Origin of the sequence: Acholeplasma laidlawii PG-8A, from assembly GCF_000018785.1 — a bacterium.
Classification (GTDB): Bacteria; Bacillota_I; Bacilli_A; order Acholeplasmatales; family Acholeplasmataceae; genus Acholeplasma; species Acholeplasma laidlawii.
This window is the reverse complement of sequence record NC_010163.1, coordinates 86,994-112,057: the sequence shown is the minus strand read 5'-3', so window position 1 is coordinate 112,057 and position 25,064 is coordinate 86,994. Positions and strand designations below refer to the sequence as shown.

The following is a 25,064-nucleotide window of genomic DNA, read 5'->3' as shown; positions in this document are numbered from 1 at the left end:
TTTTATAAAACAAAAAGGATTTCATTAATAAAACAATCACCCAATAATGGGTGATTGTAAATCAACTACTTTTATCTATTTTAAATATTTTATATACTTCAGATTTATGAACACCTAAATCCTTACTCGCTTGTTTAATGGCTTCTTTTTCATCATAACCTTGTTTCATATAACTTAAGACAAGCTCAACAGGATCTTCAATTTTGACATCACTTGTAGTACTTCCTTCTACAACAATGACGTATTCGCCCCGTGTATCTAGTGTAGTTTCTAAAATATCTTTGATGTAGCCTCTATAATAAGTTTCAAATTTCTTTGTAAGCTCTCTTGCTACACTTACTCTTCTATTACCTAGTATATCTAGCATATAGGATAGTGTTTTTTGAACACGGTTTGGTGATTCATAAATGATTAAACTTTCTTTTCTTGACACATAATCTTTTAATACTTTATTGATTTCACCAAGTTTTCTTGGTAAAAAACCAATAAAGGTAAATGGTTGAGTAAGTATCCCTGATGTTACAAGTGCTGATAACAGTGCGGATGCACCTGGTATACTTACAACATTATAGTTTTTACCAATAAGTTCATCGACTAAAATAAAGCCTGGGTCACTAATTAAAGGTGTACCTGCATCCGATACAAGTGCGACTGACATCTTATTATCTAGGTATTCAATGACTTGCAAAACCATGGAGCGCTCATTAAATTTTTGATAACTTTTTAGTGGCACATGAATATCATATGCATCTAGAAGTTTTGAAGTCACTCTAGTATCTTCACATAAAATGATATCTACACTTTTTAAGACTTCAATTGCTCTTAAGGTGATATCCTTTAAGCTACCAATGGGTGTACTTACGATGTATAGTGTTGGTTTTAAAACATCATAACTTATTTGTATGTTCATTTATGATACATCCTTCCATCATAAATTGATTGCATCTCATCGCTGTAGATGCCTTTTTCTTTATACTGAATTAAAGGTGGTTCGACAATTAAATGGCCCTTACCTTTAAATTTAGCTTCAATTAAGACTTGATTGGGTTCATGATGAAGTGATGGATGAACAAGTCTCATACGTTTTAATTTAAAGTCAAATTTGTTAAGTTCTAAGATAATTTCTTCTAATCTATTCGCTTTATGTACCATGAAGAATAGTCCACCATGTTTAATGTTTTTACTAACAGCTTCAATTAAGGTTTCTAAATTTAAGTGTATTTCATGTTTAGCAATTTGCATATCCATGTCGATACTTTGTTTGGTTTGGTTATTGACCTTAAAAAACGGTGGGTTTGATACGATGATGTCCGCATGTTTTTTAGATCGATAAGTTTTTAGGTCCATGTTGACTACATCAAGTCTAGATTCTAAGTTGTTGAGTTTAATGTTATGAACTGCCAGTTCATAACGTTTTTCTTGAAGTTCAATACCGGTGATATGCCCAGAAAATCTTTGGGATAAATACAGCATAATCGCTCCATTACCAGTTCCAAAGTCTAAAATAGATTTGGTGTCTTTAGGAACTCTTACAAAGTCACTTAAAATAATGGTATCCATATTAAATGCTTTACCAATATCTGATTCAATATATAATTTAGTACCTAACAAATCTCTTTTAACCATTTCGAACAATACTTTCTAAATCCAGTGCTAATGAGGTAAGTTGTAAACTTATATTGACTGGTAATCTTAAATTTTTAATTTGATCTTGTAATCTTAAAATAACACGTTGTGCTGTATCTGATTTAATACGCTTTACATACTCTAATAAAGATTCCATCATAAACTCATAGGTCACTTTTTGATTCATATGTAAATGAAGTATGTCTAAAAAGATTTGACACATTGTATCTAAGATAAAGATGATATATTCTTTATCTTGATATAGCGCTTGACTTATCGTCATAAAAAGTGGCGTAAGCGGTGTTCTTGGATTGTTAAGCCAGTTGATAAAGGTATCAATAAACTCCACAGTATCCATATATTTTTGGTCTGCAAAAATAGCTAAAGCTTCGTTTAACTCTTTAGTCAAGGATGCAATAAAATGTGCATTTTTAATATCTATTTCTTGTTCCATTAAAACTTGTATAAAACTATCATCAAAAGTGTCTGTTAACCTAATAATTTGAGCACGGCTCAAAATAGTAGGTAACATTAGATTGATATCATCTACGAGTAAAAATCCAATGGTATCATCATCTTTTGGTTCTTCTAAGAATTTAAGAAGTGAGTTTGCTGCTTGAGTAGACATCGTCTCAGCTTGTTCAATAATAAAGATTCTAGGCCCACTGACTAATGATGTTTTAGAAAACTCTTGTTGTAAACTCATGATTTGGTCTTTTTTTATAGATTGACCTTCCCCTGAGATGTAAACTAAGTTTGGATGATTAAAACTATCTAGTTGGTGTTTTAAAGTTGGATAGTCCTTATGATGTTTAAAGATTAAATACGCGATATCTTTAACTAGATTTTGCTTGGTAAGACCTAAAGACCCACTTATAACATATAAGTGGGAAAGTCTTTCTTTTTCAATTGCATATTTAAATCTTTCAACTATTTTATTCATAGGCGTTTTAATATGTTATCCATTATAATTTGATAGATTGCATCAATCGATTGATTACCATCAATCACGACGATACGTTCTTTAAACATTTCTGAAATGCGAATATAACCTTCACGTACCTTTTGATGAAATGTTTGAACTTCCATGTCTAATCTATCTGTTTTATGTAATCTGTTTTTCTTTACTCTATCAATACCTGTTTTAGGATCTAAGTCGATATAAAATGTTAAGTCAGGTAAGTATTTTAATGCATAACTATTAATACTTTGAACAAACTCCATACCTAGGTTTCTACCAAACGCTTGATACGCATAGGATGAATCGATATATCGGTCACAAAGTATGACTTTATCTAAATTAGGAATGATGACTTCATCTAAATGTTGTGCTCTACTTGCTGCAAATAAAAGAGCTTCTGTATGTGCAGTGATTTCTGTGTTTTTATTATCCAGTAATACAGAACGAATTTTTTCAGCAACCTTAGATCCACCAGGTTCACGCGTGGTTAGTACATCGTATTTTTTCTCTAGTAATGTGTGTTTTAGTTTTTCGATTAAGGTCGTTTTACCGCTACCTTCTCCGCCTTCAAATGTAATAAACATAATGCATGCCCCTTTTTCTAATATTAATAATAAATATGTTTTAAATATAGTCCTTTAGCATCTGCTGTTTTTGCAGATAGTTCTCTATTTTTAGTTTCAAGTAATATTTCTAGTTGGTTTTGAGGTTTTTTATTTGTTGCTACAGCAATCACATTCCCCATAATAATACGCACCATATATCTTAAAAAGCTGTTGCCATGAATGCTAAATATATAATGAGTTTTGGTTTCTTTATAATCAAAACTATAAATAGTTTTGATTGGTGGTTTATGTTCTTTGTTTGGACTAAACCCGCTAAAGTCGTGTGTACCTACAATTGTATGCAAATGATCTTTAACAAGATCAATGTCAAAGTGCTTCACATAAAGTTCGTGGTTACCTCTAAAGACTGTTGATGGTTGTTTGGCTATTTTATAAATATATCTTTTAGACTTTGCACTGTGTCTTGCATGAAAGTTATCCTTTACTGGTGTAACTTTCATCAGTCTAATATCTGTAGGTAGTCTTTTATTTAAAGCATCTACCCATTGATCCGATGTTAACTCAATATCTGAATCAAAATGAAGTACTTGATGTAATGCATGTACCCCCTTATCTGTTCTAGAGGCGGCAAAGGTTTCTATATCTATTTGAGTCATCAGCCTAAATGCTTTTTCGATAACTGTTTGAATACCTAATTGATTAATTTGTTTTTGATAGCCACTATAATTTGTGCCATCATAACTGAAAATTGCCTTATAACGCAAATCTAGTCACCAACAATCCAATAATTATGAGTATGACAACACTTAAAATTATAATATCTTTATAGTTGATTTTATAGACATCCAATTTCGTTCTAGGTTCTCCAATAATATAGCCTCTAGCTTCCATCGCATTACTTAAATCATCTGCTCTATCAAAACTAATAACGAATACCGGAATTAAGAGTGCGATAATTTGTCGAATCTTTTGACGTAGTGTAGATTCATTAAAGTCCGCTCCACGAGAGGTTTGAGCTTTCATAATCTTATCTGTTTCAACAAGTAATGTTGGAATTGATCTTAGTGTTAAAGAAATCATCATTGAAAAAATATAGGTTGGCACTTTAATCACTCTTAATGGTTTCATTAAAGATTCTAAGCCATCATTTAATTCAATTGTAGAGGTTGTAAATGTAAGAAGCGATGCAATCACCATCACAGCGATAATTCTTAAGAAGATAAATCCACCACGAATCAGCCCTGATGGAAAGACTTTAAAATTATAATCAAAGTTAAATACTAAGTCATAAGATGGCACATACATTATAACCAACCACTGTAAAACAAATATCAGTATGACATATGTAAAAAACCAAGTGGTACGGAATTTAATTTTAGGTTTTAAATAGTGATAGAAAAACGTTAGTAATACTAGACCAATAACAGATATAAGACTTAAAGTCATTGGTTGGTCAAGTATGGCTGTTTCGTCTACCGGTTGAATGGTAAATAGTTGAATGATAAATGTGAAAGTCATTAAGAAAACAATTGCTTTAAGACCCTGAAGTACTTTGCCAATACGAATACCTGATAAAAAGACAGCACCTAATGAAAATAGGAATAATGAAATCATCCAAATGATATTTTTCGGTTCTAAATTAATTGGTACTAAAAAGATTGCTACAATAAGTAAAATCATGCTCATGATTTTAATTCTAGGATCTAGTTTATGTAGTATAGAATTACCTGCTATATATTGCCCTATTTTAATATTCATTTTTGTACCTCCTTTAAATGTTTAAGGAGTTCATCATTGGATAGTACTAACTTCTTAGGATAGCCTAATGTATGATGCAGATGATTTAATACTTTCATTGGTGTTGGATAGTCTAAGTGGAATGTATCAAAGTCTTTATGTGTAAATAGCTCTTCTTTAGGTCCATCAAATACAATATGGCCTTTATCTAATACGACCACGCGTTTGGCGTATTTAGCAACAATATCCATGTCATGAGAAATCATGACAATGGTTTTGTTTTCCTTAATGTGGATGTCGTTAAACATATCCATAATATCATCTTTACCTTGAGGATCTAAACCACGTGTTGGTTCATCTAATACTAAAATATGTGGTTTCATAGCAAGAATACCTGCAATCGCTACTCTTCTCATTTGACCACCAGATATTCTAAATGGTGATTCATGGTATAAAGATTCATCTATACCTACAACCTGTAGTGCTTCTTTAGCATACTCATGTGCATGAGCTTTAGTTTCTTTAAAGTTTGAAGGACCAAACTCAACATCCTTTAAAATGTTTACTTCAAATAATTGGTACTCTGGAAATTGAAAAACTAAACCGACCTTTTGACGTAAGTGGTTCACTTTGATTTTCTTTTTTGAAGGTAGCGTTGTACCTAAAATATTTATTTTTCCAGATGTAGGACGCATAAGTACATTAAGGTGTTGTACAAGTGTGGATTTACCACTACCTGTTTGACCTACAATCGCAATGAACTCACCCGTTTCATGAATAGTCAAGTTGATATTGCTGATTGCGTGATATAGTTCCTTAAATCCTTTGTAGGCGTGTCCTACTTCTTTAAATTGTATGTCCATAGTTCATCTACCAATTTTTTATTATTTTTTAGTTCGTTATCATTTAACACGTCAATATATACCTTTAAGCCTAAAGGTATTGTTAATTTAGATTGTTCTAATAATTCTTGTTGTAAAAACAGTTCAGAGGGTTTGCCTTCAGCCATTAACTGGCCATCTTTTAAGATGATTGCATAATCACTTTTTAAAGCAAAATCTAAATCATGGGTAATCGTAATAATTGTTTGTTGTTGTTCTTGGTTAAGTTTTGTAATTAAAGAAGTTACTTCAGCTACACCTTCTGGATCTAACATCGAAGTCGCTTCATCAAAAATAATTAAATCTTTATGCATTGCAAGCGCACCAGCGATCGCAACTCTTTGTTTTTGTCCCCCAGATAATTGGAATGGTTCTTTTTTAAGATAATCTTCCATCCCTACTAACTTCGCATATGTTTCAACGCGTTCAACAATCTCTTTTTGAGGTACTTGCATATTTTCTAAACCAAAAGCTATATCATGTCTGACTGTGACACCAACAAATTGGTTATCTGGGTTTTGAAATACAATACCCACCTTTTTTCTAACATCATTGACTGTATCTTCTGTTAATACGATATCATCAATATAAATATTGCCACTTTCAGCTTTAAGTAATCCAACTAAGAGTTTGGCTAATGTGGATTTACCACTACCATTATGACCTAAAATAGATACCCAACTACCTTTAGGTATGTTAAAACTTAAGTCCTTGATTGTCTCTTTAGTTTCATCATATGTAAAATTTAAATTTTCTACTTTTATCAAAATAATAACCACCAATCTTGCTTCTTTTTATTATATCATTATTCACACCTATTTTGGTGATGCACTTAGTCTAAAATCAGTTTATGGTATATTTATATTTTTTTTGTAAGTTTCACATATAGGTTCTATTTGTTAAAATTATACACTGTATTGGGTTATAATAAATATATGCTTATAAGGATGTGATACCCAATGTTGTTTGATTTAACTAAAGAAAATTTTATGAAACATGTACATGAAACTTCAGGTTATGTATTAATAGAGTTTTATGGACCTACTTGTAAAAGTTGTCAGTCTCTTTTAAATATTTTAGAAGATATATCTGATGATTACTATGGAAAGATAAAAGTTTTCAAAATTAATTGTGAAACCGAAAGTGAACTTGCTGATGCATATGACATTTTTAGTCTACCTACAATGATTTTATTTGAACACGGTAACCCCATTAAAGAATTAGCTGGGTTACACAGTTATCAAGATATAGAAAGTTGGTTAAGTATATGATTGATGCTATCGTTATTGGTGTTGGTCCAGCTGGTATATCTACTGCTATCAATTTAAGAAAGTTAAATCATTCTGTATTAGTATTAGGTAAAGATAAAGGTCAACTTTCTAATTTAGATGTGATAGATAATCTCTATGGCCATGGTCCTATTGCTGGTGAACAGTTAATTACTAAAGGTATCATGCAGTCACGTCAACTTGGTATTGAAGTTAAAAATGAATCTGTTTTAAATATCGAAGATTTTACAGATCACTTTGTAGTAACAACCACACACCAAACCTATGAAGCTAAGACAGTTGTCTTATCTACAGGTAAACCTAGAGTTCAAATCAAGTTAGAAGGATATCAAGCATTTAAATCTAAAGGTATTCATTTATGTACAACTTGTGACGGCTTATTTTACAAAAATAAAAAAGTCGCTTTAATCGGAAATGGTGCTTATTTAGAACATGAACTTGAAACCTTAGAAAACTATACTAAAGATATTATGATATTCACAAATGGCTCACCCTATACACATAAAAAATATCCAGTGATTCAAGATAAATTAGTCGCATTTCTTGGTGAAAAGCGACTAACACATATTAAGACAATTAAAGATACGTATCAAGTCAATGGCGTCTTTCTAGCGATTGGTCACCCGATGGCAACCGAGTTATCCTTGAAATTAGGTGTACTTATGAAAGATGATAATATCGTTGTCGATAACTTCATGCAAACAAATATCAAGGGCTTATTTGCAGCAGGCGACTGTGTTGGTGGCATGCTACAAATCCCAAAAGCAATACATGACGGCTTCATGGCTGCTCATGGCATCAATCAGTACCTAAGAGGTAACAACCATGGAAATAACCAGTACACATATTGATAATTATTTATCCACACTTGAACCGAATAGATTAGAAGATATTTTGGTACTTACCAATTTACTTTCAAAAGTGACTGGTAGATCTCCAAAACTTTGGGGTAGTAGCATCATCGGTTATGGTAATCTATTTTACAAGTATTCTACCAACACCTCTGGCCATATGCCTATCATTGGATTATCTAGTAGAAAACAAGCCATCACGCTTTATTTATCGTATGATGTGAACCAGTTTGATATATTAAGTAGTCTTGGAAAATACACTACAGGAAAAGGGTGTTTGTACATCAAAAAATTAGATGATGTTCATCTTGATATACTAGAAAAACTGCTGTATCAAGTCTATGATCATGTACTGAATTTAGATTTTGTAAAACTCGTTGATTAATTTTATACATCCATAAAAAAATCCTATCGTGCTGATAGGATTTTTGTTATTTAAAATTTAGAATCATCAATGCTACTTAAATAAGCATTGACGGGTTTTAAAATCTCTTCAATCGTGCCATCGATAAATGGATTTGGCAATTTAGCTTCATTAAGGAGTCTTACAAAACTATATTGGCCACCCATCTTACATAACTCTAGATAGCGTTCCCAAGTCTTTTTAGGGTCTTTTTGATTGTGTCCCCAGAAGTCAAATGCTAGTACTTGAGCAAGTGTATAATCAATATAATAGAATGGATCTTGGAAGATATGTCCTTGTCTAAACCAAAATAAACCTTCACCAACTGGATCTAGTTCTTCATAAATCTTCCAAGGTTGATAGATTTTTTCTAACTTTTTCCAAGTATCTTTACGCATTTTAGGTGTCATATTAGGGTTACCATATACCTCGTGTTGGAAGTGGTCAACAAGTGCCCCATATGGTAAAAATTCAAGTCCCCCAGAAAGGTGAGCAAACTTATATTTGTCTGTATCTTCTTTAAAGAATAACTCCATATATGGCCATGCTAGAAACTCCATACTCATCGAGTGAATTTCAGCAGCTTCATAGCCTGGCCATCTATATTCTGGTATTAAGTCTTTAGACATATACACTTGGAAAGCATGTCCTGCTTCATGGGTTAATACATCGACGTCGCCTGATGTACCATTAAAGTTAGCAAAGATAAATGGTGCTTCATAATCTGGGATATATGTACAATATCCACCACCTTCTTTGTTGGCTTTACTGTCTAAATCTAGTAATTCGCTATCCACTAAAAATCTAAAGAATTTGGATGTTTCAGGACTTAATTCATCATACATCTTAATTGCTTGATCGACTTGCCATGCTCTATCACCTTTAGGTTCTGGGTTTCCATTTAAGAAGGTTAACCCTAAGTCATAGCTCATCATCTTATCTAAGTCTAATCTTTTTTGACGACGTTTCATCAAATCACTTACGACTGGTACTATTTTTTCTGCAATTTGTTTTCGATAGGATTGAACATCTTCTGCATGATAGTCTACACGTTTTAATCTATCATAACCTAATTGGATGAAGTTTTCATATCCTAATTTGGTTGCGATTGTTGTACGTACTTTAACTAGGTTATCATAGACTTCATCAAAAGCGGACTCTTTTTCTTTATACCAATTAGATACTGCTTTCGCTGCTTCTTTTCTAATTTTTCTATCTTTATGTGTTGTAAAAGGTGCCATTTGAGATAAGTTATAAACTTTACCTTCAAACGCTATTTGAGCACTTGATCTAATTTTGACATACTCTGTTGTATATTTGTTTTCTAACTGTAAGTCACCAATGACTTCATCATTAAATGTTTTGTTACTCAGTTCTGCTTTTTTAAAGAGTAGTTCACCAAGTGATGCTTCTAATTCACTTCTAAATTTAGATGATAAAAGTGCATTAGTAAACTTAACAGCAGAGGATTCAATTAAAGGCGCAGCATTATCAACAAATGCCTGTTCATCATCATAAAAGGTATTCGATGTATCAATAGAGTGTCTAATTAAAACCAGTTGCATTTGTGTATCCACATTATCCATGATCTTGTGGTATAGTTTGACAACACTTAATGCTTCTTTAGCATCTTGTGCTTCAGTTAAATCTTTTGTCAGTGTTTCTAATTTAGATTTTAAATCCTCTAAGTTAGGTCTTTCATATGTATATTCATTAAACTTCATGACTTTGTTCTCCTGTTATCTTTTTTTAAAACAATCATTTTGATGATCATTATAGATACCAACTGCTTGTAAGAAGGCATAAATTGTAATACTGCCTACAAATTTAAATCCTAATCTTTTTAAATCTCTACTGATAAGTTTAGATATATCTGTTTCAGTTGGTGTATCTTTAGGTACTTTAATGTCGTGTACGACTACTTTATGGTCCACATAGGACCATAAGAAGTCCGAAAAACTATTAATCTGTCCAAAATGTTTAATATACATTTTAGCATTATGAATCATAGCTTCTATTTTAAGCCTATTTCTAATAATCTTAGGGTTAGTTAATAAACTATTTAATTTTTGTTCATCATAATTTATCATGATGTATGGATCAAAGTTATCAAACGCTTCTAAGATATCTTTTCGCTTGTTTAAAACAATTGACCAAGACAGTCCTGCTTGTTGCATGTCTAAAAGTAACTTTTGAAATAGTTTAAGATCATCATATAACGGTACACCCCATTCATGATCATGATAGTGCGCCATGTTTTCTGTTGAATTTGCCCAGTGGCATCTAGTTAAAGTAGACATCTACATACTCCGGAAAATCTATAAATGGATTTCTATTACCTTGGAAACTGTAAATTATGTTATTTCTATTTATTTCAAACTGTGAAACAGGATCTTCTTCATGCCACTTAATTAGTAGTGATAAGACACCCATGACTGCACCTTCACTTGTATAGGCACTGTCAATAATGTTATCATCACGCAAGGTTAATATATCAGGATATCTTGCTACCATATAAAATAATATACGAGCAACATCACCTTTATAATTATCCCCTGGATAATAGGCAGTAGTTCCTACAAGTCCATAACTTGTAGCTTCCATAAAATATCTATTCGATCTAGAACTATTTACTCTAGGGTCAATCGCTCTTAAGTTATGAACATCACTAGCTTGGTTTTTATTAGAACCCGTAACTCTATCCATTGCTAGTCTAGAGTTTGGCCAAACATGTTCTCTAGCCCATGTAGTACCACCGTCCCAATAACGGACAATTTCATGACCAGAGTAAATACCATCTAAATAAGTTTTATCTCCATTAGTTACGATATCTGACATTTCAAGAACAAACCTTGCTTCATCATAACTAATGAGTCTTCTGTGTGTATTAACTAATATATTTGTTAGTTCTGTTTTAAATGCATTACCAGTTAAACCATTTAATGAAGCGTAATATTGAAGTAAACCTTCATTAGATAGTGCATTAAATCCTGGAGGCGTTAATTTACTTCTATGTGCTTCAAAGGCTTGTCTAATGGCTTCTAGGTCTGCATTTGGTTCTTCTTCTTTAATAATTTCGACTAACACTTTAGATGAAGTACTACCAAATACTCTGATATCATCTATAAATATTTGTTCACCTGTTGTAATATTAGACGTTGCTACAAGTTCAAATTTAAGTTTGATTGGACCAATTTGATTGATTGCTACTTGATACATTGTAGGTGTTGTTGTGAGTTCAAATAGGTATGTTTCTAAGACTTCACCTAAACTATTTAAAACCTTTAAAGATAAATTATGATTTGAAGATTTTGATAGAAAACTAATCTTCGTAACACCCTCTAATAAAAAGTTAGTTTGCAAGTATGGCGTATTGGTGCCATTTCTAAGTTGTACAGACTTTAAACCTTCAATCGGTTTTGTAGTCGATGCTGTACCATTTAAGATACTGTACTGATAATCTAATGGTCCATCAATTCTTGGTGTTGTATTATTGGAATAATTTGTTCTTGCTAAAAATGCACTGGATTCAAAGTTCTCTTTATATATTGTAAGGTCATCAAACTTTAAAAATACATTAAACAATACATATTGTTCCCCAGATGGAAATACTACTTTAACAATCATTTCTGTCTCATTTAAAAATAGACTTTCAAATGGTTTTAAGTCAATGTAATTTGTGAATGTTTCAGTAAATGGTTCATCTAATATCTCATCGTTTTTTATATAATATTGATACTGTAGGGCATCATTTAATCCTTCAAAACTCACCACTGTATCATCGACTTCATAATCCATTGTAGTCGGTGTTACAAACTTACCATGAAGTGTAAGATCTGTTGTTACTAATTCATTAAAGTCATAGAATGTTGAATAGGTGTTATCCGTAAACCAGCCAACGAATATTTGACCTTCTTTAACTGGATTTTGGGGCATCTCTATTTCTATATTAGCCGTTGAAACTCTGTTTATAGTAGGTAAATCCGTGTTTGTTTCAAATGTTACTAGTACATAACCTTCACTCGATTCAAAGACTGTATAAAGGTCTAAATCCGTTGTAACTTCTGATGCTATATCAAATGTAACATCATCATCCATATATTTATATCCAGTTAAGATAACACCTTCATGACTATATTCTATATCACTTAGTGTACTACCATAGTTAATCTTAAAAATATTTGTTTCATTCATAACTGTATCATAAATACTTACGTCAAATGTCTTTATTTCAAACTTTGCATAAAAGTTTAATGCAGACTCATACTCATATTTAGGGATATAGGCATTTGTGAAATCTTCATTTAAATACCATCCTTTAAAATCATACCCTGTTTTATTGGGTACTTGACTTATATTAAAATCTTCCTTAGTAAAATCAGTTACCATCACACTATAACTTTCTTCATCAACAATATGAAAAGTCACTTCATAACTCTTTTCATTTAGTAAGTCCGTGATTATATCACATGAACTTAAAAGAAAGATACTACTTACTATCATAAGTAAAATTGCTATTTTTTTCATTGGGCCTCCTTATTAATTTACTTAATTTATTTTACCATAGAATACAACTATAAAAATAGGTGCTTACATTTAAGCACCTATCTAAATTATTCATCAAACATATCTAGTTTATTTTTATCTTTTTTTGATGCGCGTTTTTCTTCTTTTTTCATACGCTTATCAGCCTTTTTTTGAATCGCTGCAGCTTTTTTATCTGCAAGAGCTTGGCTTTTTTGTTCGCGAACAGATCGTTTGTGATCACGTTTTTCACGTTCTACTTGACCAGCTTCAGTTAAAAAGATACGTGTACCAAGACGTACTTCATTTAAACTCACAAAATCAAATGTGATATATTGACGTTCATTGGCTGAACGTTTCACAATTTCATATTGATTTTGAGTGATGGTAACTTTCTTCACACTCTTAGATATAAATACAACTTTACCGGTAAGTTTAACCTTATCTCCCTCGACTGCTTTATAATGATCTGTTAAACCATCTATATGAACATGCCAAGCATTACCTTTTGAAAATAAAACTGTTTCCCCATTATCAGCTTTATAGACTATCATGTCTTTGCTCATTTCCCTTTTACCTCCATCTCATACATTTAATACGTATTTAAAAAATACTTATGCATGTATTGATTACTATTATTATAGCATGAATCACCAATCTTTATTCATTTTGATAACTAAAATATTAGGTGTTGTTTTTTAATACGATTTAATTTACTTAAGATAATTTGTTAAAAGTAAAATAAAAAACCTCCTAATTATAGAAGGTTTTTAGAATTTAATATTAAATAAATTCGATGATTGCCATCGGTGCTGCATCGCCACGGCGAGGTACAGTTTTAATAATTCTTGTATATCCACCTGTACGATCGTTGTAACGTGGTGCAATTACGCTAAATAGCTTTTGAAGTGCATCTTTGCCTTCACCAGCATCTTCTAAACGTACTGTTTCAGCTGCTTGTCTACGAGCTGCTAACGTACCTTTTTTAGCTAATGTGACCATTTTATCAGCAACGCGTTGTACGGATTTTGCTTTTGCTTCTGTTGTCGTAATACGATCATTGATGATTAAGTCTGTTACTAAATCGCGTAGTAAAGCTTCTCTTTGATCAGTCGTACGGCGTAGTCTTGATGGTATTGCCATAATTATTACTCCTTATCTTCGTCTGAATCAAATCCGAATCTTGCTTCTTTTGAAGTAGAGTGCTCGAATTCAAGTCCATGTTCTGCTAATTTTTCTTTTAATTCTTTGAATGATTTTCTACCTAATGAACGTAGTCTCATAACTTCTTCTTCAGATAATTTTAGTAATTCACCAACTGTAGTGATACCACTACGTTTTAGTGAGTTGAATAAACGAACTGATAAATCAAGTTGTTCAATCTTAGTATCTGATTTTTTGCTTGCTGGTTCTTCTTCAATATCGCGAATGAAATCAAATTCACTAGCTTTTTCAGAAATATCTACAAGTACTTGGAAGTGATCCACTAACATCTTAGATGCGAGGGCTAATGCTTCTTTTGCTAAGATAGCACCGTTTGTTTCGATTTCAATTGTTAATTCATCTAAATCACCACGTGTTTTTTCTACACTGTAGATTACACGTTCAACTGGTGTATAAAGTGAGTCAATTGGAATAACGTTTAATTCGTATTTAGAATATTGTTTATTTTGGTCAGCTGGTACATAACCAATACCACGTCTAACTGTAACTGTCATATTGAACTTAGCACCTTCTGCTAGAGTTGCAATATGTTGGTCTTTATTGACAACTTCAATGTCGTCTGCCAAATTAAAATCACCTGCAGTAATCACAGCTGGACCTTCTGCATATAATTCTAATTGTTGTTCATACTGTGGATCTTGTGAATCAACTGAGAATACGACCTTTTTAAGGTTAAGAACGATTCCCATCACATCTTCATAAACGCCTTCAATGGTAGAAAACTCGTGCTCCACACCTTCAATTTTAACATTGACGATTGCAGCACCTGGTAACGATGATAATAAGACACGTCTTAATGCATTACCTAAGGTTAACCCATAACCGCGTTCAAGTGGTTTGATTAAGAAACGTCCCAAGTTACCTTCTTGAGATATTTCTTCGACAGATGTTGGTTTTTCAAATTTTAAATCTTTCACAAGTTTACCTCCTATGGTTTAAATTAGTTACGTGGACGTTTTGGTGGACGACATCCATTATGAGGAACTGGCGTCACATCTTTAATCGCTGTAATTTCTAATCCTGCTGCTTGTAAACTTCTAATTGCAGCCTCTCTACCAGGTCCTGGACCTTTAACATATACTTCTACACGAGCCATACCGTTGTCCATTGCACCTTTTGCTGCTGCTTCACTTGTAAGTTGAGCTGCAAATGGTGTAGATTTTCTTGATCCTTTAATACCTAAAGCACCAGCACTTGACCAAGAGATAGCGTTACCTGCTGGGTCTGTGATAGTTACGATTGTATTATTGAAAGTTGTATGAATGTGAGCAATACCTGAAGGTATGTTTTTTCTTACTCTTCTTTTAGTTGTTTTTCTTTTTTGAGCTGCCATTGTTATTTACCTGCCTGTTTCTTTCCAGTAACCGCTTTAGGTTTCCCTTTACGAGTACGTGCATTGTTTCTTGTGTTTTGACCGTTTACAGGTAAGCCTTTACGGTGTCTAATACCGCGATATGAACCAATTTCCATTAAACGTTTGATGTTTAATGTTGACTCTCTACGTAAGTCACCTTCTGTAACGATTTTCGCTACTTCGCCACGGATTGCTGATAATTGATCGTCATTTAAGTCTTTAACACGAATATCTTCTGATACATTAGCATTCTTTAGCACTTCTTGTGCTGTAGTTTGACCAATGCCATAGATGTATTGTAACGAGATAACCACTCGTTTTTGAGTAGGGATGTCTACTCCTGCAATTCTTGCCATAGTTTAATCTCCTTAACCTTGTCTTTGATTGTGTCTTCTATTTTTTTTGTTGATCACGTATACGCGACCTTTGCGGCGCACAATGATGTCATCTGCGCTGCGCTTTTTAACTGATGCTTTAACTTTCATTTTAATTGCTCCTTATTTTTTGCGGTATGTTATACGTCCGCGTGATAAATCATATGGTGATAATTCAACTGTTACTTTATCACCAGGTAAAATGCGTATGTTGTGGATACGGATTTTACCAGATACGTGTGCTACAACGGTGTGACCGTTGTCTAGCTCAACTATAAACTTTGTGTTCGGTAAAATTTCTTTAACCTTTGCTTCAACTTCTATTAAATCTTCTCTTGCCATAATTACTCCTTTGTTTTAGTCAATACTTCATAGCCTGTTTCGGTTACAAGTACCGTATGCTCGAAATGTGCACTATATGATTTGTCTTGTGTAACTGTTGTCCAACCATCTTTTAATATACGAACTCTTTTAGTTCCTATATTGACCATTGGTTCTACACAAAAGGTCATTCCAGCTTTTAAAATCACATGATTTGGTTCATAACCAAAGTTAGGAATCGCTGGATCTTCATGGAGACTTTGACCGATGCCATGACCGGTAAATTCTTCAACAATACCATAACCATGTGGTCTAATGGTTTGTTCAACTGCTTTAGAAATCTCATTGACGCTTGCACCTGGTTTAATAACCGCTAAGCCATTCCATAGTGCTTCTTCTGTTACTTCTAACAACTTTTTAACTTCATTTGAGATAACCCCAACAGGAAATGTCCATGCAGAGTCAGCGTGATAACCCTTATAATTCACACCTAAATCGAGTGATAGAATATCGCCATCTTTGAGAACCTTCTTTTTGGAAGGTATACCGTGAATCACAACTTCATTGACGGATGCACAAATCGATCCATCAAATCCTTGGTATCCTTTAAATGACGGTGTTGCATCATTTTCGAGTATGAAATTATGTGCGAGCATATCAAGCTCATGTGTGGTAACACCTGGCTTAATGAAAGGAATTAGATATTCCCTAGTACGTGCCAAGATGTCACCAGCTGTTTTCATGAGTTCAATTTCTCTAGAACTTTTTATTGTAATCATTTTTGCTCCAGAATTTCTAATACATGTTTTGTAATCACCTCTAAAGGTTGATTACCATCAACATCCATAAGTAAGTTTTTATGTGCATAATACTTAATTAATGGGAATGTTTCTTCTTTGTAAACACTAAGTCTACGAATAATTGTTTCTTTTTGATCATCTTTTCTTTGAACCAAGGTTGCACCATCATTATCACAAATACCTGCCACTTTTGGTGGATAGTTATCAACATGATATATAGCACCACATACTGGGCATGTTCTTCTACCTGTGATTCGTTTAACAATAACTTCATCACTTGATGAAATATTTAATACTACATCAAGTTTTTGATTTGTTACCATTAATAGATTGTCTAAGAAAATTGCTTGATCAGGTGTTCTTGGATATCCATCAAAGATGAATCCCTTTTCAACATCTTTCTGACTTAGGCGATCTTTAACCATTTGATTGGTTACATCATCAGGTACAAGTAGCCCTTGGTCTGTATACTTTTTAGCTTCCAAACCAAGTGGCGTACTACCCTTTATATGTGTTCTGAACATATCACCGGTTGATATATGTGGGATATTTAATGTCTGTGAAATTATTTTTGCCTGTGATCCCTTGCCAGCCCCAGGAGGGCCTACAAATATCATCCTTGTTTTCATTAGAACAATCCTTGATACGTCTCTTGATTAGCTTGTGCTTCAAGTTGTTGTGTAGTGTCTGCAGCAACCCCAACTACGATTAATAGCCCGGTTCCACCTAAGGTGATGCTTGCAGCTTCTGCACCTACAAAGCCGAATACCCATGCAGTAATAATTGGAAGTGCAGCTAATACAACTAAGTATACTGTACCAATAACTGTGACTTTAAATAGAATTCTAGCAATATAGTTTTTAGTATCATCTCCTGGTCTTACACCTGGAACATATGCATTAGATTTTGATAAGTTATCAGCAATCTTATGTGGATTTGTTACCATGAATGTATAGAAGAATGAGAATGCAATGATTAAGATAAGATAAATAATGAATCCAAGTGGTTCTTGGTAATTGAAGATTGCATTGATCCAACTTTGAGTTCCTGCACCTAAACTGCCTTCTAAGAAACCAACAATAGAAAGTGGAACTGATAGGATGGTTGATGCGAAGATTACAGGTAATACCCCAGCAGAGTTAATCTTTAATGGGATATTTGAATCTGTTCTTGTTTTACCACCTTGTCTATTTGCATAGTTTATAGGAATCTTACGTTTAGCGATGTTCATATAAACAACACCTAATAAAATACCTACATAAAGTAATAGAATTAATACATAGATTAAGATGTCAGTCCATTCACCTGTACCTAAGTATTTATCACTTAAAGTTGTGATCATAATTGGAATAGATGTTAACACACCCACACCAATTAATATAGATGAACCATTACCAACACCTTTAGCTGTAATTAGATCAGCTAGCCAAATTGCAAATGCAGAACCTGCAGTTACAACTAAAGCCATATAAAAGTAAGTAAAGAATCCACTATCTACGCCCACTTGAATTTGTGAGCCTCTAACACCTGTACCTAAAATTAAGAGTAAACTTTGAGCAAACGCTAATACGATTGCTAAGTACTTAGTCATACGTTGAGTTTTAACTTTCCCAGTATCACCTTGTTCTTGCCACTCTTTCATAGAAGGAACAACTGTTTGTAATAATTGTACTGCAATAGATGCAGTGATATAAGGTGAAATCCCTAGAGATAACACACTAAAACGTGCCAATGCTTGTCCTGTATAGCTATTTAAAATACCTAAGAATCCTGATGACCATGTTTGATTGCTTCTGAAAAGTTCAATGTTAAACAATGGAATTGGGATGTAACTTGCGACTCTAAATATGAAGATAAGTAATAACGTTATACCCACACGAGCCATAACTGAATTATTTGCTAATACATTTTTTATGCGCTGCCACATTTTAGATCACCTCGATTGTTCCACCAGCTGCTTCAATTGCTTCTTTAGCACTGTTTGAGAATTTGTTTGCTTTAACAGTTAGCTTTTTCTCTAACTTTCCATCAGCTAATATTTTAACGCCTGCTAGTACTTTAGAAACTAATTTAGTTTGTAATAGTAATTCAGGTGTTACGACAGTACCGTCTTCAAAAACATTGAGCTCTTTGGTATTCACAATCGCGTACTCTACTCTAGTGTGGTTGTTGAATCCACGTTTTGGAATACGTTGGAAGAATGGAATTTGTCCACCTTCGAATCCTGGACGTACACCGCCACCAGATCTTGCTTTTTGACCTTTATGTCCTTTACCAGAGGTTTTACCTGTACCACTACCTGGTCCGCGTCCTAAACGTTTTTTAGAATGTCTCGCTCCAGGAACTGGTTTTAAATTGCTTAATATCATGGTTTGCCTCCTTATTCTTTTTCCACTACAACTAGGTGACCAATTGTGTTGATCATTCCGTTGATAGCGTCATTTTCTACTTTTGAAACACTTTGTCCAATTTTTCTTAAACCGAGTGCGTGAGCGGTTTTAACTTGGTTTGGACGTCTACCGATTAATGATTTTTTTAATGTAATCTTTAACATAAGTTTACACCAAGTTCTCGATAGATACACCACGTAGCTTAGCTACAGCTTCTGGTGTTGTTAGAGATTCTAAACCTTGGAAAGTAGCACGCACTACGTTAATTGCAGTTTTAGAACCTAATGATTTACTTAATACGTCATGGATACCAGCTAAGTCAAAGATGATACGAGCCGCACCACCTGCAATGATCCCTGTACCAGGTGCAGCAGGTTTAATAACGATACGTCCACCACCGAATACGCCTAGTACTTGGTGAGGAATTGTAGAGTTCTTTAACGGAATATCAATAATATTTCTCTTAGCATTTTCCACTGCTTTTTTAATTGCTTCAGGTACTTCAGTAGCTTTACCTGTACCAAAACCAACTTTACCTTGTTTGTTACCTACAACAACAAGTGCAGCAAAACGGAAACGGCGTCCACCTTTAACGACTTTAGTTACACGATTAATCGCTACAACTTCTTCTTCAAAAACGATTTCTTCTTTGTTATCTGTAAAATTTTGTGCCATGATAGACTCCTTTCCTAGAATTCTAAGCCGGCAGCTCTTGCTGCATCAGCTAATGCCTTTATACGTCCGTGGTATAAATAACCACCGCGGTCAAAGACAACTTTTGTGATACCTAACTTTAAAGCTTGCTCAGCAACAGCTTTACCTAATGCTGCAGCACCTTCAATGTTAGCACCCACTTTTAGTTCTTTTGTGTTTGCACTTGTTAGTGTGTTATGAGTTTCGTCATTAATGATTTGAACATAAATCGCGGTATTGGAACGAAATACGTTTAATCTTGGACGATCTGGAGTACCGATGACATGTTTTCTGATTCTTAAATGTCTTTTTTGTCTCGTCTCGTTAGATGATTTTTTATTAATCATAGTCTATACTCCTTACTTCGCAGTTTTACCAGCTTTACGAGCAACATATTCGTCAACATAACGAATACCTTTGCCTTTGTAAGGTTCTGGTTTTCTGTGTTTTCTAATTTCTGCAGCGAATTGTCCTACAACCGCTTTATCAATACCATTTACAGTAATTTCAGTATTTTTAGGAACATCTAATGAAATACCTTCTGGTAATGGCATTTCAATATTGTGTGAGAAACCTAATTGTAATACTAAAGTGTTACCTTGAAGTTGAGCTCTATACCCAACCCCTTTGATTTCTAATTTCTTAGAGAATCCTTCAGATACACCATGTACCATATTAAATAATAGGGCACGAGTTGTTCCGTGGATTTTTCTCATGAACATTTCATTGTTTGGACGTTTTACAGTTAGTAAGTTTCCTTCTAATGTAATGCTTAAATCTGAGTTTAATTGTTTTTCAAGTTGACCTTTTGGCCCTTTAACAGTTAAGAAGTTTCCTTCTTTAATGTCAACGGTAACACCAGCAGGAACAACAATAACTTTATTGCCTATACGACTCATTTTTGTATTCCTCCTTTATTACCAGACATACGCTAGAACTTCGCCACCAATTTGTTGTTGACGAGCTTCACGGTCTGTTAAAATTCCTTTTGATGTAGATACTAATGCCACACCTAAACCATTTAGTACACGTGGTAAGTTATCTATACTTGCATAGACACGAAGACCTGGCTTCGATATCCTTTTTAATCCTTTGATGACACGCTCATTTGTATCAGAATATTTTAAAGTTACAGTAATTTTCGGAAATTTATCCTTGTTTACTGAAAAGTCTTTAATAAATCCTTCTTGCTTCATAACTTTAAGTATTTCTAACTTAAGTTTTGAAGATGGCATATCAACTTTAGGATGACGCGCTTTATTCGCATTACGGATTCGCGTTAATAGGTCCGCAATTGGATCAGTCATAACCATTGTTCTTCCTCCTTACCAGCTAGCTTTTTTAACACCAGGAATTTCTCCCTTGTGTGCTAATTCTCTGAATGTTATACGAGATACACCGAATTTTCTCATATATGCTCTTGGTCTACCGTCTAATGAATCTCTATTTCTTAATCTTACCGGTGATGCATCTTTTGGTAGACTAGATAAACCTTGGTAATCTCCAGCTTCTTTCAAAGCTCTACGTTTTTCAGCGTAGATTGCTACGATTTCGCGCTGTTTTTTATCTTTAGCGATTTTTGATTTCTTTGCCATAATCTACACCTCACTTCTTGAACGGGAAACCAAATTCAGTTAATAAGCTTTTAGCTTCTGCATCGGTTTGTGCCGTTGTTACAATAATAATGTCCATCCCACGAACTTTATTTACTTTATCAATGTTTATTTCAGGGAAAATGATTTGTTCTTTTACACCTAATGTGTAGTTTCCACGACCGTCAAATGCGTTTGCGGATACCCCACGGAAGTCTCTAACACGTGGTAATGCAACTGATACTAACTTTTCTAAGAAGTAATACATTCTATCGCCTCTTAAAGTTACTTTAGCACCAATGGATTGACCTTCACGTAATTTAAAGTTAGAAATTGATTTCTTTGCTTTAGTAATAACAGGTTTTTGACCAGTTAGTAATGTTAACTCTTCAACTGCTTGATCAAGTAATTTAGAATTAGATACTGCCTCACCAACACCCATGTTAACAACAATTTTTTCTAATTTCGGTACTTGCATTACTGAATCGTAATTAAAGTCAGAAACTAGTTTAGGAACAATTTTTGTGTTGTATAATTCTTTAAATGCTGCGCTCATTATTTACCACTAGCTCCTTTCTTTTGTACGCTTGTGTTCTTTTCAACTTTTTGTGATTTAACAGCTTTTACTGGTTTAGCTTCTTTAGCTGCCTTAGTAACTTTAGCTGGTTTGTCTGTGCTTGATGTAGCTGCCTTTTCTACCTTTTCAGCTTTAGTTTTAGCAGGTTTAGCTGCTTTATCTAAAGTTTGACCAGATTTCTTAGCATAACGTACTTTAACACCATTCTCGATACGATGTCCAATACGTGTAGGTGTGTTTGTTTTTGGATCAAGGATTGCTACATTACTTGCATGGATTGGAGCTGGAATTTCAACAATGCCACCTTTATCATTTGCTGATGTAGGTCTTTGATGTTTTTTAACAATGTTAACACCTTCTACGATAACTGTGTTTTTAACACGGTCAATTTTTAATACGCGACCAGTTTTTCTAGTTTTTACACCTTTTTTATCTACTGCAAATTGGTCACCACCTGCAATAACTACAACTGTGTCTCCAGTTTTAATATTCATATGGGCTTCCTCCTTACAATACTTCTGGTGCAAGTGAGACGATCTTCATGAAGTTCTTCTCTCTAAGTTCTCTTGCTACCGGTCCGAAGATACGTGTACCCCTTGGGTTCATATCATCTTTAATAATAACTGCTGCATTATCATCGAACTTGATAGTTGAACCATCAGCTCTTCTAATGCCATGTTTTGTTCTAACAACAACTGCTTTAACAACATCACCTTTTTTAACAGTGCCAGTTGGGCTAGCTTTTTTAACTGTGACAGTAACGATATCGCCAATGTTTGCATAACGACGGCGGGTACCACCTAAAACTCTAATAACTAGAACTTCACGTGCTCCGGAATTGTCAGCAACTAATAATCTTGATTCTTGTTGTAACATATATTTTTCCGTCCCTTCTTAAACAATTTCTGCTGTTTTATCGACGCTTACTAAAATAAATTTCTTTGTTTTAGATAATGGTCTATGTTCAGCTATTGTTACAGTATCGCCCATTTTTGCAACATTATTTTCATCATGTGCATGGAATTTTTTTGAAACTTTCACAGCTTTACCGTAGATACGGTGCACTCTGTGAGTTTCCACTTGTACAGTAATGGTTTTATCCATTTTGTCAGATACAACTTTTCCAGTATAAAGTTTTTTATTTTTAACTTGTTCCATTGTCATATCCTCTCTTACTCGCCACGCTCAGAAATGATTGTTTTCATTTGAGCGATAGTCTTTTTAACAGTTCTTAATCTTGCTGTGTTTTCTAATTGACCAACAGCGTGCTGAAAGCGTAAATTGAATAATTCAGCTTTTAATTCAGCAATTTTGTTATGAATTTGATTTGAATCTAAATTTCTGATATCAGCTGCTTTCACGCTTCTTCACCTCTCTTGACAATTTTAACTTTAATAGGTAATTTGTGACCTGCTTTACGAAGAGCTTCTCTAGCAGTCGCTTCACTTACACCGTTAATTTCAAACATGATTTTACCTTCTTTTACTACTGCAACCCATGAATCTGGTGCCCCTTTACCGGAACCCATACGTACTTCCATTGGTTTTTTAGTTTTAGCTAAGTGTGGGAAGATATTAATCCATACTTTACCTAAACGTTTCATTTCACGAGTCATCGCGATACGAGCCGCTTCGATTTGACGGTTTGTTATCCAAGCACCTTCTTTAGCCACTAATGCAAAATCACCATTTATAATTTCGTTTCTACCTTTCGCTTTTCCTTCATAGGAAACACGATGAGGACGACGGTATTTTGTTCTTTTTGGCATTAACATAGTAATTAGTCCTCCTTGCTATTTCTATTTCTTTGTTGAGGTCTTTGACCTGGTTGGTCATTACGTGGACGACGTTTTTGACCACGTTTTTGATTACCAGCTTCAAAAGGTTTTCTTGTGTCTAAAATAGATTGTCCTGGTAATACTTCACCATGATAAATCCATACTTTAATACCTAAGATACCATAAGTAGTTTTTGCTTCTGCTGTAGCATAATCTACGTCTGCTCTTAATGTATGTAGAGGCACACGTCCTTCTGAATAACCTTCGCTTCTAGCCATTTCTGCTCCACCTAAACGACCAGATACTAAAGTTCTAATACCTTTAGCGCCTGATTTAAGGGCACGTTGAATAGCCATTTTTTGAGCACGTCTGAATGAAGCACGGTTTTCTAATTGTTCTGCAATGCTTTGAGCAACTAAAACTGCTACTTTTTCAGGGCGTCTTACTTCAATAATATTTAAGATAACTTCTTTTTTAGTTAAGTATTCTAAAGTAGAAACTGCTTTATTTTTAACTGATGCTTCTTTACCTAATGCAATACCAGGTTTTGAAACATAAAGTTTAATTGTAACTCTTTCTTTAGACTTAGCTTTAACGCGTTCAATCTCAATTTGAGATACACCCGCTTTACTAAAGTTCTCGTTTAGGAATTCTCTAATTAAAGCATCTTCTTTAATAAGTGCTGGTACATCTTTTTGATCAGCATACCATTTTGATTCCCAAGTACGGATGATACCTAATCTAAGTCCGTTTGGATTTGTTTTTTGTCCCATGCTTTAATTACTCCCTTTCTGCGACAACCACTGTAATGTGTGATGTACGTTTTCTGATTAAATGCCCACTACCTTTAGCGCGTGGTAACATTCTTTTCATAGTAATTGATTCGTTAGCCCATACTTCTTTAACAAATAAGTTTTCTGGGTTTAAATTTAAGTTGTGTGTTGCATTCGCGATTGCTGAGTCTAAGACTTTAGCAATAACTGGTGATGCACCACGAGGTGTAAACATTAGAATAGCTTGTGCTTCCTTAACATTCTTACCACGAATTAAATCGACGACAAGACGTACTTTCCTAGGAGCGATTCTAATGGTTTTTCCAATTGCTTTAGCTTCCATATTATCTT

Annotated in this window: 38 protein-coding genes and 1 pseudogene; 3 read left to right on the top strand and 36 right to left on the bottom strand. The window is 33.9% G+C overall.

Annotated features, from left to right (window positions below):
* Positions 1–61: 61 nt before the first annotated feature.
* Genes rsmI through ACL_RS00610 form a run of 8 tightly spaced genes read right to left on the bottom strand, consistent with a single transcriptional unit; the run spans position 62 to position 6,538 of the window.
* The gene (rsmI, locus tag ACL_RS00645) at positions 62–910 is read right to left on the bottom strand and encodes a 16S rRNA (cytidine(1402)-2'-O)-methyltransferase (RefSeq protein ID WP_012242087.1); all 849 of its coding nucleotides are present in this window, start codon (positions 908–910) and stop codon (positions 62–64) included.
* Positions 907–1,626 carry a tRNA1(Val) (adenine(37)-N6)-methyltransferase gene (locus ACL_RS00640; RefSeq protein ID WP_012242086.1) on the bottom strand — a complete coding sequence of 240 codons (720 nt, stop codon included), beginning with the start codon at positions 1,624–1,626 and terminating at the stop codon, positions 907–909. The genes rsmI and ACL_RS00640 overlap by 4 nt, the downstream gene beginning before the upstream one ends.
* The gene (locus ACL_RS07110; protein ID WP_012242085.1) at positions 1,619–2,569 is read right to left on the bottom strand and encodes a DNA polymerase III subunit delta'; all 951 of its coding nucleotides are present in this window, start codon (positions 2,567–2,569) and stop codon (positions 1,619–1,621) included. Before ACL_RS07110 ends, ACL_RS00640 begins: the two co-directional genes overlap by 8 nt.
* Positions 2,566–3,171, bottom strand: coding sequence for a dTMP kinase (gene tmk, locus ACL_RS00630; protein WP_012242084.1), 606 nt, complete (start codon positions 3,169–3,171; stop codon positions 2,566–2,568). Before tmk ends, ACL_RS07110 begins: the two co-directional genes overlap by 4 nt.
* 23 nt (positions 3,172–3,194) lie before the next feature.
* Positions 3,195–3,917 (bottom strand): tRNA pseudouridine(38-40) synthase TruA, encoded by a 723-nt coding sequence (truA, locus tag ACL_RS00625; RefSeq protein ID WP_012242083.1) that lies wholly within the window; start codon positions 3,915–3,917, stop codon positions 3,195–3,197.
* Positions 3,907–4,911: an energy-coupling factor transporter transmembrane component T family protein gene (locus ACL_RS07105; protein ID WP_012242082.1), complete on the bottom strand. Its 1,005-nt coding sequence runs from the start codon at positions 4,909–4,911 to the stop codon at positions 3,907–3,909. Before ACL_RS07105 ends, truA begins: the two co-directional genes overlap by 11 nt.
* Positions 4,908–5,753 (bottom strand): energy-coupling factor transporter ATPase, encoded by an 846-nt coding sequence (locus ACL_RS00615; protein WP_012242081.1) that lies wholly within the window; start codon positions 5,751–5,753, stop codon positions 4,908–4,910. The genes ACL_RS07105 and ACL_RS00615 overlap by 4 nt, the downstream gene beginning before the upstream one ends.
* The gene (locus ACL_RS00610; protein ID WP_041633714.1) at positions 5,729–6,538 is read right to left on the bottom strand and encodes an energy-coupling factor transporter ATPase; all 810 of its coding nucleotides are present in this window, start codon (positions 6,536–6,538) and stop codon (positions 5,729–5,731) included. Before ACL_RS00610 ends, ACL_RS00615 begins: the two co-directional genes overlap by 25 nt.
* 192 nt (positions 6,539–6,730) lie before the next feature.
* Here ACL_RS00610 and ACL_RS00605 point away from each other — a divergent pair, with 192 nt between their 5' ends.
* From ACL_RS00605 to ACL_RS00595, 3 genes are read left to right on the top strand one after another with little or no spacing between them, the layout of a single operon-like run.
* Positions 6,731–7,042 (top strand): thioredoxin family protein, encoded by a 312-nt coding sequence (locus ACL_RS00605; protein ID WP_012242079.1) that lies wholly within the window; start codon positions 6,731–6,733, stop codon positions 7,040–7,042.
* Positions 7,039–7,911, top strand: a complete 873-nt coding sequence (locus ACL_RS00600; RefSeq protein ID WP_012242078.1) for an NAD(P)/FAD-dependent oxidoreductase — start codon at positions 7,039–7,041, stop codon at positions 7,909–7,911. The genes ACL_RS00605 and ACL_RS00600 overlap by 4 nt, the downstream gene beginning before the upstream one ends.
* Positions 7,886–8,296 carry a DUF1801 domain-containing protein gene (locus tag ACL_RS00595; RefSeq protein WP_012242077.1) on the top strand — a complete coding sequence of 137 codons (411 nt, stop codon included), beginning with the start codon at positions 7,886–7,888 and terminating at the stop codon, positions 8,294–8,296. The genes ACL_RS00600 and ACL_RS00595 overlap by 26 nt, the downstream gene beginning before the upstream one ends.
* A gap of 50 nt (positions 8,297–8,346) precedes the next feature.
* On the opposite strand, the gene ACL_RS00590 is transcribed toward ACL_RS00595, so the two are convergent.
* From ACL_RS00590 to rplV, 28 genes and pseudogenes are all read right to left on the bottom strand, one after another.
* Entirely contained in the window at positions 8,347–10,038 is a 1,692-nt protein-coding gene (locus ACL_RS00590; RefSeq protein WP_012242076.1) for a M3 family oligoendopeptidase, read from the bottom strand.
* A 15-nt stretch (positions 10,039–10,053) separates the two neighbouring features.
* The gene (locus ACL_RS00585) at positions 10,054–10,614 is read right to left on the bottom strand and encodes a DNA-3-methyladenine glycosylase I (protein ID WP_012242075.1); all 561 of its coding nucleotides are present in this window, start codon (positions 10,612–10,614) and stop codon (positions 10,054–10,056) included.
* Entirely contained in the window at positions 10,598–12,841 is a 2,244-nt protein-coding gene (locus ACL_RS07100; protein ID WP_012242074.1) for an endonuclease, read from the bottom strand. The genes ACL_RS00585 and ACL_RS07100 overlap by 17 nt, the downstream gene beginning before the upstream one ends.
* Before the next feature lie 86 nt (positions 12,842–12,927).
* Positions 12,928–13,404, bottom strand: a complete 477-nt coding sequence (locus ACL_RS00575; RefSeq protein WP_012242073.1) for a hypothetical protein — start codon at positions 13,402–13,404, stop codon at positions 12,928–12,930.
* 217 nt (positions 13,405–13,621) lie between these two features.
* Positions 13,622–13,981: a 50S ribosomal protein L17 gene (gene rplQ, locus ACL_RS00570; protein ID WP_012242072.1), complete on the bottom strand. Its 360-nt coding sequence runs from the start codon at positions 13,979–13,981 to the stop codon at positions 13,622–13,624.
* Between the two features lie 5 nt (positions 13,982–13,986).
* Positions 13,987–14,979, bottom strand: coding sequence for a DNA-directed RNA polymerase subunit alpha (locus tag ACL_RS00565; RefSeq protein ID WP_012242071.1), 993 nt, complete (start codon positions 14,977–14,979; stop codon positions 13,987–13,989).
* 23 nt (positions 14,980–15,002) lie between these two features.
* Complete coding sequence (gene rpsK / locus ACL_RS00560) at positions 15,003–15,395, bottom strand: 30S ribosomal protein S11 (RefSeq protein WP_012242070.1); 393 nt, start codon at positions 15,393–15,395, stop codon at positions 15,003–15,005.
* Positions 15,396–15,397: 2 nt separating this feature from the next.
* Positions 15,398–15,772, bottom strand: coding sequence for a 30S ribosomal protein S13 (gene rpsM, locus ACL_RS00555; RefSeq protein WP_012242069.1), 375 nt, complete (start codon positions 15,770–15,772; stop codon positions 15,398–15,400).
* A gap of 12 nt (positions 15,773–15,784) precedes the next feature.
* On the bottom strand, positions 15,785–15,901 hold the full coding sequence (gene rpmJ, locus ACL_RS00550) for a 50S ribosomal protein L36 (RefSeq protein ID WP_012242068.1): 117 nt from the start codon (positions 15,899–15,901) through the stop codon (positions 15,785–15,787).
* A 12-nt stretch (positions 15,902–15,913) separates the two neighbouring features.
* A complete protein-coding gene (gene infA / locus ACL_RS00545; RefSeq protein ID WP_012242067.1) occupies positions 15,914–16,132 on the bottom strand; it encodes a translation initiation factor IF-1 in 219 nt (72 codons plus the stop codon).
* A gap of 2 nt (positions 16,133–16,134) precedes the next feature.
* Positions 16,135–16,890, bottom strand: a complete 756-nt coding sequence (gene map / locus ACL_RS00540; RefSeq protein WP_012242066.1) for a type I methionyl aminopeptidase — start codon at positions 16,888–16,890, stop codon at positions 16,135–16,137.
* On the bottom strand, positions 16,887–17,540 hold the full coding sequence (locus ACL_RS00535; protein ID WP_012242065.1) for an adenylate kinase: 654 nt from the start codon (positions 17,538–17,540) through the stop codon (positions 16,887–16,889). Before ACL_RS00535 ends, map begins: the two co-directional genes overlap by 4 nt.
* A complete protein-coding gene (gene secY / locus ACL_RS00530) occupies positions 17,540–18,838 on the bottom strand; it encodes a preprotein translocase subunit SecY (RefSeq protein WP_012242064.1) in 1,299 nt (432 codons plus the stop codon). Before secY ends, ACL_RS00535 begins: the two co-directional genes overlap by 1 nt.
* A 1-nt stretch (position 18,839) precedes the next feature.
* Positions 18,840–19,280 carry a 50S ribosomal protein L15 gene (rplO, locus tag ACL_RS00525; RefSeq protein ID WP_012242063.1) on the bottom strand — a complete coding sequence of 147 codons (441 nt, stop codon included), beginning with the start codon at positions 19,278–19,280 and terminating at the stop codon, positions 18,840–18,842.
* 11 nt (positions 19,281–19,291) lie between these two features.
* Positions 19,292–19,465 carry a 50S ribosomal protein L30 gene (rpmD, locus tag ACL_RS00520; protein ID WP_012242062.1) on the bottom strand — a complete coding sequence of 58 codons (174 nt, stop codon included), beginning with the start codon at positions 19,463–19,465 and terminating at the stop codon, positions 19,292–19,294.
* Between the two features lie 4 nt (positions 19,466–19,469).
* Positions 19,470–19,976 carry a 30S ribosomal protein S5 gene (gene rpsE / locus ACL_RS00515; protein WP_012242061.1) on the bottom strand — a complete coding sequence of 169 codons (507 nt, stop codon included), beginning with the start codon at positions 19,974–19,976 and terminating at the stop codon, positions 19,470–19,472.
* A 14-nt stretch (positions 19,977–19,990) separates the two neighbouring features.
* A complete protein-coding gene (gene rplR, locus ACL_RS00510; protein ID WP_012242060.1) occupies positions 19,991–20,341 on the bottom strand; it encodes a 50S ribosomal protein L18 in 351 nt (116 codons plus the stop codon).
* Between the two features lie 12 nt (positions 20,342–20,353).
* On the bottom strand, positions 20,354–20,893 hold the full coding sequence (gene rplF / locus ACL_RS00505) for a 50S ribosomal protein L6 (protein WP_012242059.1): 540 nt from the start codon (positions 20,891–20,893) through the stop codon (positions 20,354–20,356).
* A gap of 18 nt (positions 20,894–20,911) precedes the next feature.
* Positions 20,912–21,307 (bottom strand): 30S ribosomal protein S8, encoded by a 396-nt coding sequence (gene rpsH, locus ACL_RS00500; RefSeq protein WP_012242058.1) that lies wholly within the window; start codon positions 21,305–21,307, stop codon positions 20,912–20,914.
* A gap of 12 nt (positions 21,308–21,319) precedes the next feature.
* Positions 21,320–21,589, bottom strand: coding sequence for a 30S ribosomal protein S14 (rpsN, locus tag ACL_RS00495; RefSeq protein ID WP_012242057.1), 270 nt, complete (start codon positions 21,587–21,589; stop codon positions 21,320–21,322).
* 10 nt (positions 21,590–21,599) lie between these two features.
* The gene (rplE, locus tag ACL_RS00490; protein WP_012242056.1) at positions 21,600–22,142 is read right to left on the bottom strand and encodes a 50S ribosomal protein L5; all 543 of its coding nucleotides are present in this window, start codon (positions 22,140–22,142) and stop codon (positions 21,600–21,602) included.
* Positions 22,143–22,318: 176 nt separating this feature from the next.
* Positions 22,319–22,657: pseudogene (gene rplX, locus ACL_RS07500) on the bottom strand (50S ribosomal protein L24); the annotation flags it as partial.
* A gap of 13 nt (positions 22,658–22,670) precedes the next feature.
* On the bottom strand, positions 22,671–23,039 hold the full coding sequence (gene rplN / locus ACL_RS00480; RefSeq protein WP_012242054.1) for a 50S ribosomal protein L14: 369 nt from the start codon (positions 23,037–23,039) through the stop codon (positions 22,671–22,673).
* An 18-nt stretch (positions 23,040–23,057) separates the two neighbouring features.
* A complete protein-coding gene (gene rpsQ, locus ACL_RS00475; protein ID WP_012242053.1) occupies positions 23,058–23,321 on the bottom strand; it encodes a 30S ribosomal protein S17 in 264 nt (87 codons plus the stop codon).
* A 14-nt stretch (positions 23,322–23,335) separates the two neighbouring features.
* On the bottom strand, positions 23,336–23,524 hold the full coding sequence (gene rpmC, locus ACL_RS00470) for a 50S ribosomal protein L29 (protein WP_012242052.1): 189 nt from the start codon (positions 23,522–23,524) through the stop codon (positions 23,336–23,338).
* On the bottom strand, positions 23,521–23,937 hold the full coding sequence (gene rplP, locus ACL_RS00465) for a 50S ribosomal protein L16 (RefSeq protein ID WP_012242051.1): 417 nt from the start codon (positions 23,935–23,937) through the stop codon (positions 23,521–23,523). The genes rpmC and rplP overlap by 4 nt, the downstream gene beginning before the upstream one ends.
* A gap of 5 nt (positions 23,938–23,942) precedes the next feature.
* Entirely contained in the window at positions 23,943–24,713 is a 771-nt protein-coding gene (gene rpsC / locus ACL_RS00460; protein ID WP_012242050.1) for a 30S ribosomal protein S3, read from the bottom strand.
* 7 nt (positions 24,714–24,720) lie between these two features.
* The gene (gene rplV / locus ACL_RS00455) at positions 24,721–25,056 is read right to left on the bottom strand and encodes a 50S ribosomal protein L22 (protein WP_012242049.1); all 336 of its coding nucleotides are present in this window, start codon (positions 25,054–25,056) and stop codon (positions 24,721–24,723) included.
* Positions 25,057–25,064: the final 8 nt, after the last annotated feature.

Excerpts from the sequence above, each read along its gene's own strand:
- rplQ (WP_012242072.1), bottom strand. The coding sequence starts at position 13,981 with ATGGCAATACCATCAAGACTACGCCGTACGACTGATCAAAGAGAAGCT.
- ACL_RS00585 (WP_012242075.1), bottom strand. The coding sequence starts at position 10,614 with ATGTCTACTTTAACTAGATGCCACTGGGCAAATTCAACAGAAAACATG.
- rplF (WP_012242059.1), bottom strand. The coding sequence starts at position 20,893 with ATGAGTCGTATAGGCAATAAAGTTATTGTTGTTCCTGCTGGTGTTACC.
- rpsK (WP_012242070.1), bottom strand. The coding sequence starts at position 15,395 with ATGGCAGCTCAAAAAAGAAAAACAACTAAAAGAAGAGTAAGAAAAAAC.
- infA (WP_012242067.1), bottom strand. The coding sequence starts at position 16,132 with ATGGCAAGAGAAGATTTAATAGAAGTTGAAGCAAAGGTTAAAGAAATT.
- secY (WP_012242064.1), bottom strand. The coding sequence starts at position 18,838 with ATGTGGCAGCGCATAAAAAATGTATTAGCAAATAATTCAGTTATGGCT.
- ACL_RS07100 (WP_012242074.1), bottom strand. The coding sequence starts at position 12,841 with ATGAAAAAAATAGCAATTTTACTTATGATAGTAAGTAGTATCTTTCTT.
- rpmD (WP_012242062.1), bottom strand. The coding sequence starts at position 19,465 with ATGTTAAAGATTACATTAAAAAAATCATTAATCGGTAGACGTCCAAAC.
- ACL_RS00600 (WP_012242078.1), top strand. The coding sequence starts at position 7,039 with ATGATTGATGCTATCGTTATTGGTGTTGGTCCAGCTGGTATATCTACT.
- rplP (WP_012242051.1), bottom strand. The coding sequence starts at position 23,937 with ATGTTAATGCCAAAAAGAACAAAATACCGTCGTCCTCATCGTGTTTCC.
- rpsE (WP_012242061.1), bottom strand. The coding sequence starts at position 19,976 with ATGGCACAAAATTTTACAGATAACAAAGAAGAAATCGTTTTTGAAGAA.
- ACL_RS00605 (WP_012242079.1), top strand. The coding sequence starts at position 6,731 with ATGTTGTTTGATTTAACTAAAGAAAATTTTATGAAACATGTACATGAA.
- tmk (WP_012242084.1), bottom strand. The coding sequence starts at position 3,171 with ATGTTTATTACATTTGAAGGCGGAGAAGGTAGCGGTAAAACGACCTTA.
- rplO (WP_012242063.1), bottom strand. The coding sequence starts at position 19,280 with ATGATATTAAGCAATTTAAAACCAGTTCCTGGAGCGAGACATTCTAAA.
- rpsQ (WP_012242053.1), bottom strand. The coding sequence starts at position 23,321 with ATGGAACAAGTTAAAAATAAAAAACTTTATACTGGAAAAGTTGTATCT.
- ACL_RS07105 (WP_012242082.1), bottom strand. The coding sequence starts at position 4,911 with ATGAATATTAAAATAGGGCAATATATAGCAGGTAATTCTATACTACAT.
- rpsN (WP_012242057.1), bottom strand. The coding sequence starts at position 21,589 with ATGGCAAAGAAATCAAAAATCGCTAAAGATAAAAAACAGCGCGAAATC.
- rplE (WP_012242056.1), bottom strand. The coding sequence starts at position 22,142 with ATGAGCGCAGCATTTAAAGAATTATACAACACAAAAATTGTTCCTAAA.
- rpsC (WP_012242050.1), bottom strand. The coding sequence starts at position 24,713 with ATGGGACAAAAAACAAATCCAAACGGACTTAGATTAGGTATCATCCGT.
- rplN (WP_012242054.1), bottom strand. The coding sequence starts at position 23,039 with ATGTTACAACAAGAATCAAGATTATTAGTTGCTGACAATTCCGGAGCA.
- ACL_RS00575 (WP_012242073.1), bottom strand. The coding sequence starts at position 13,404 with ATGAGCAAAGACATGATAGTCTATAAAGCTGATAATGGGGAAACAGTT.
- ACL_RS00615 (WP_012242081.1), bottom strand. The coding sequence starts at position 5,753 with ATGGACATACAATTTAAAGAAGTAGGACACGCCTACAAAGGATTTAAG.
- ACL_RS00535 (WP_012242065.1), bottom strand. The coding sequence starts at position 17,540 with ATGAAAACAAGGATGATATTTGTAGGCCCTCCTGGGGCTGGCAAGGGA.
- rpmJ (WP_012242068.1), bottom strand. The coding sequence starts at position 15,901 with ATGAAAGTTAAAGCATCAGTTAAAAAGCGCAGCGCAGATGACATCATT.
- ACL_RS00595 (WP_012242077.1), top strand. The coding sequence starts at position 7,886 with ATGGAAATAACCAGTACACATATTGATAATTATTTATCCACACTTGAA.
- rpsH (WP_012242058.1), bottom strand. The coding sequence starts at position 21,307 with ATGGTTATGACTGATCCAATTGCGGACCTATTAACGCGAATCCGTAAT.
- ACL_RS00640 (WP_012242086.1), bottom strand. The coding sequence starts at position 1,626 with ATGGTTAAAAGAGATTTGTTAGGTACTAAATTATATATTGAATCAGAT.
- map (WP_012242066.1), bottom strand. The coding sequence starts at position 16,890 with ATGATTACAATAAAAAGTTCTAGAGAAATTGAACTCATGAAAACAGCT.
- ACL_RS07110 (WP_012242085.1), bottom strand. The coding sequence starts at position 2,569 with ATGAATAAAATAGTTGAAAGATTTAAATATGCAATTGAAAAAGAAAGA.
- rsmI (WP_012242087.1), bottom strand. The coding sequence starts at position 910 with ATGAACATACAAATAAGTTATGATGTTTTAAAACCAACACTATACATC.
- rplV (WP_012242049.1), bottom strand. The coding sequence starts at position 25,056 with ATGGAAGCTAAAGCAATTGGAAAAACCATTAGAATCGCTCCTAGGAAA.
- rplR (WP_012242060.1), bottom strand. The coding sequence starts at position 20,341 with ATGATTAATAAAAAATCATCTAACGAGACGAGACAAAAAAGACATTTA.
- rpsM (WP_012242069.1), bottom strand. The coding sequence starts at position 15,772 with ATGGCAAGAATTGCAGGAGTAGACATCCCTACTCAAAAACGAGTGGTT.
- ACL_RS00590 (WP_012242076.1), bottom strand. The coding sequence starts at position 10,038 with ATGAAGTTTAATGAATATACATATGAAAGACCTAACTTAGAGGATTTA.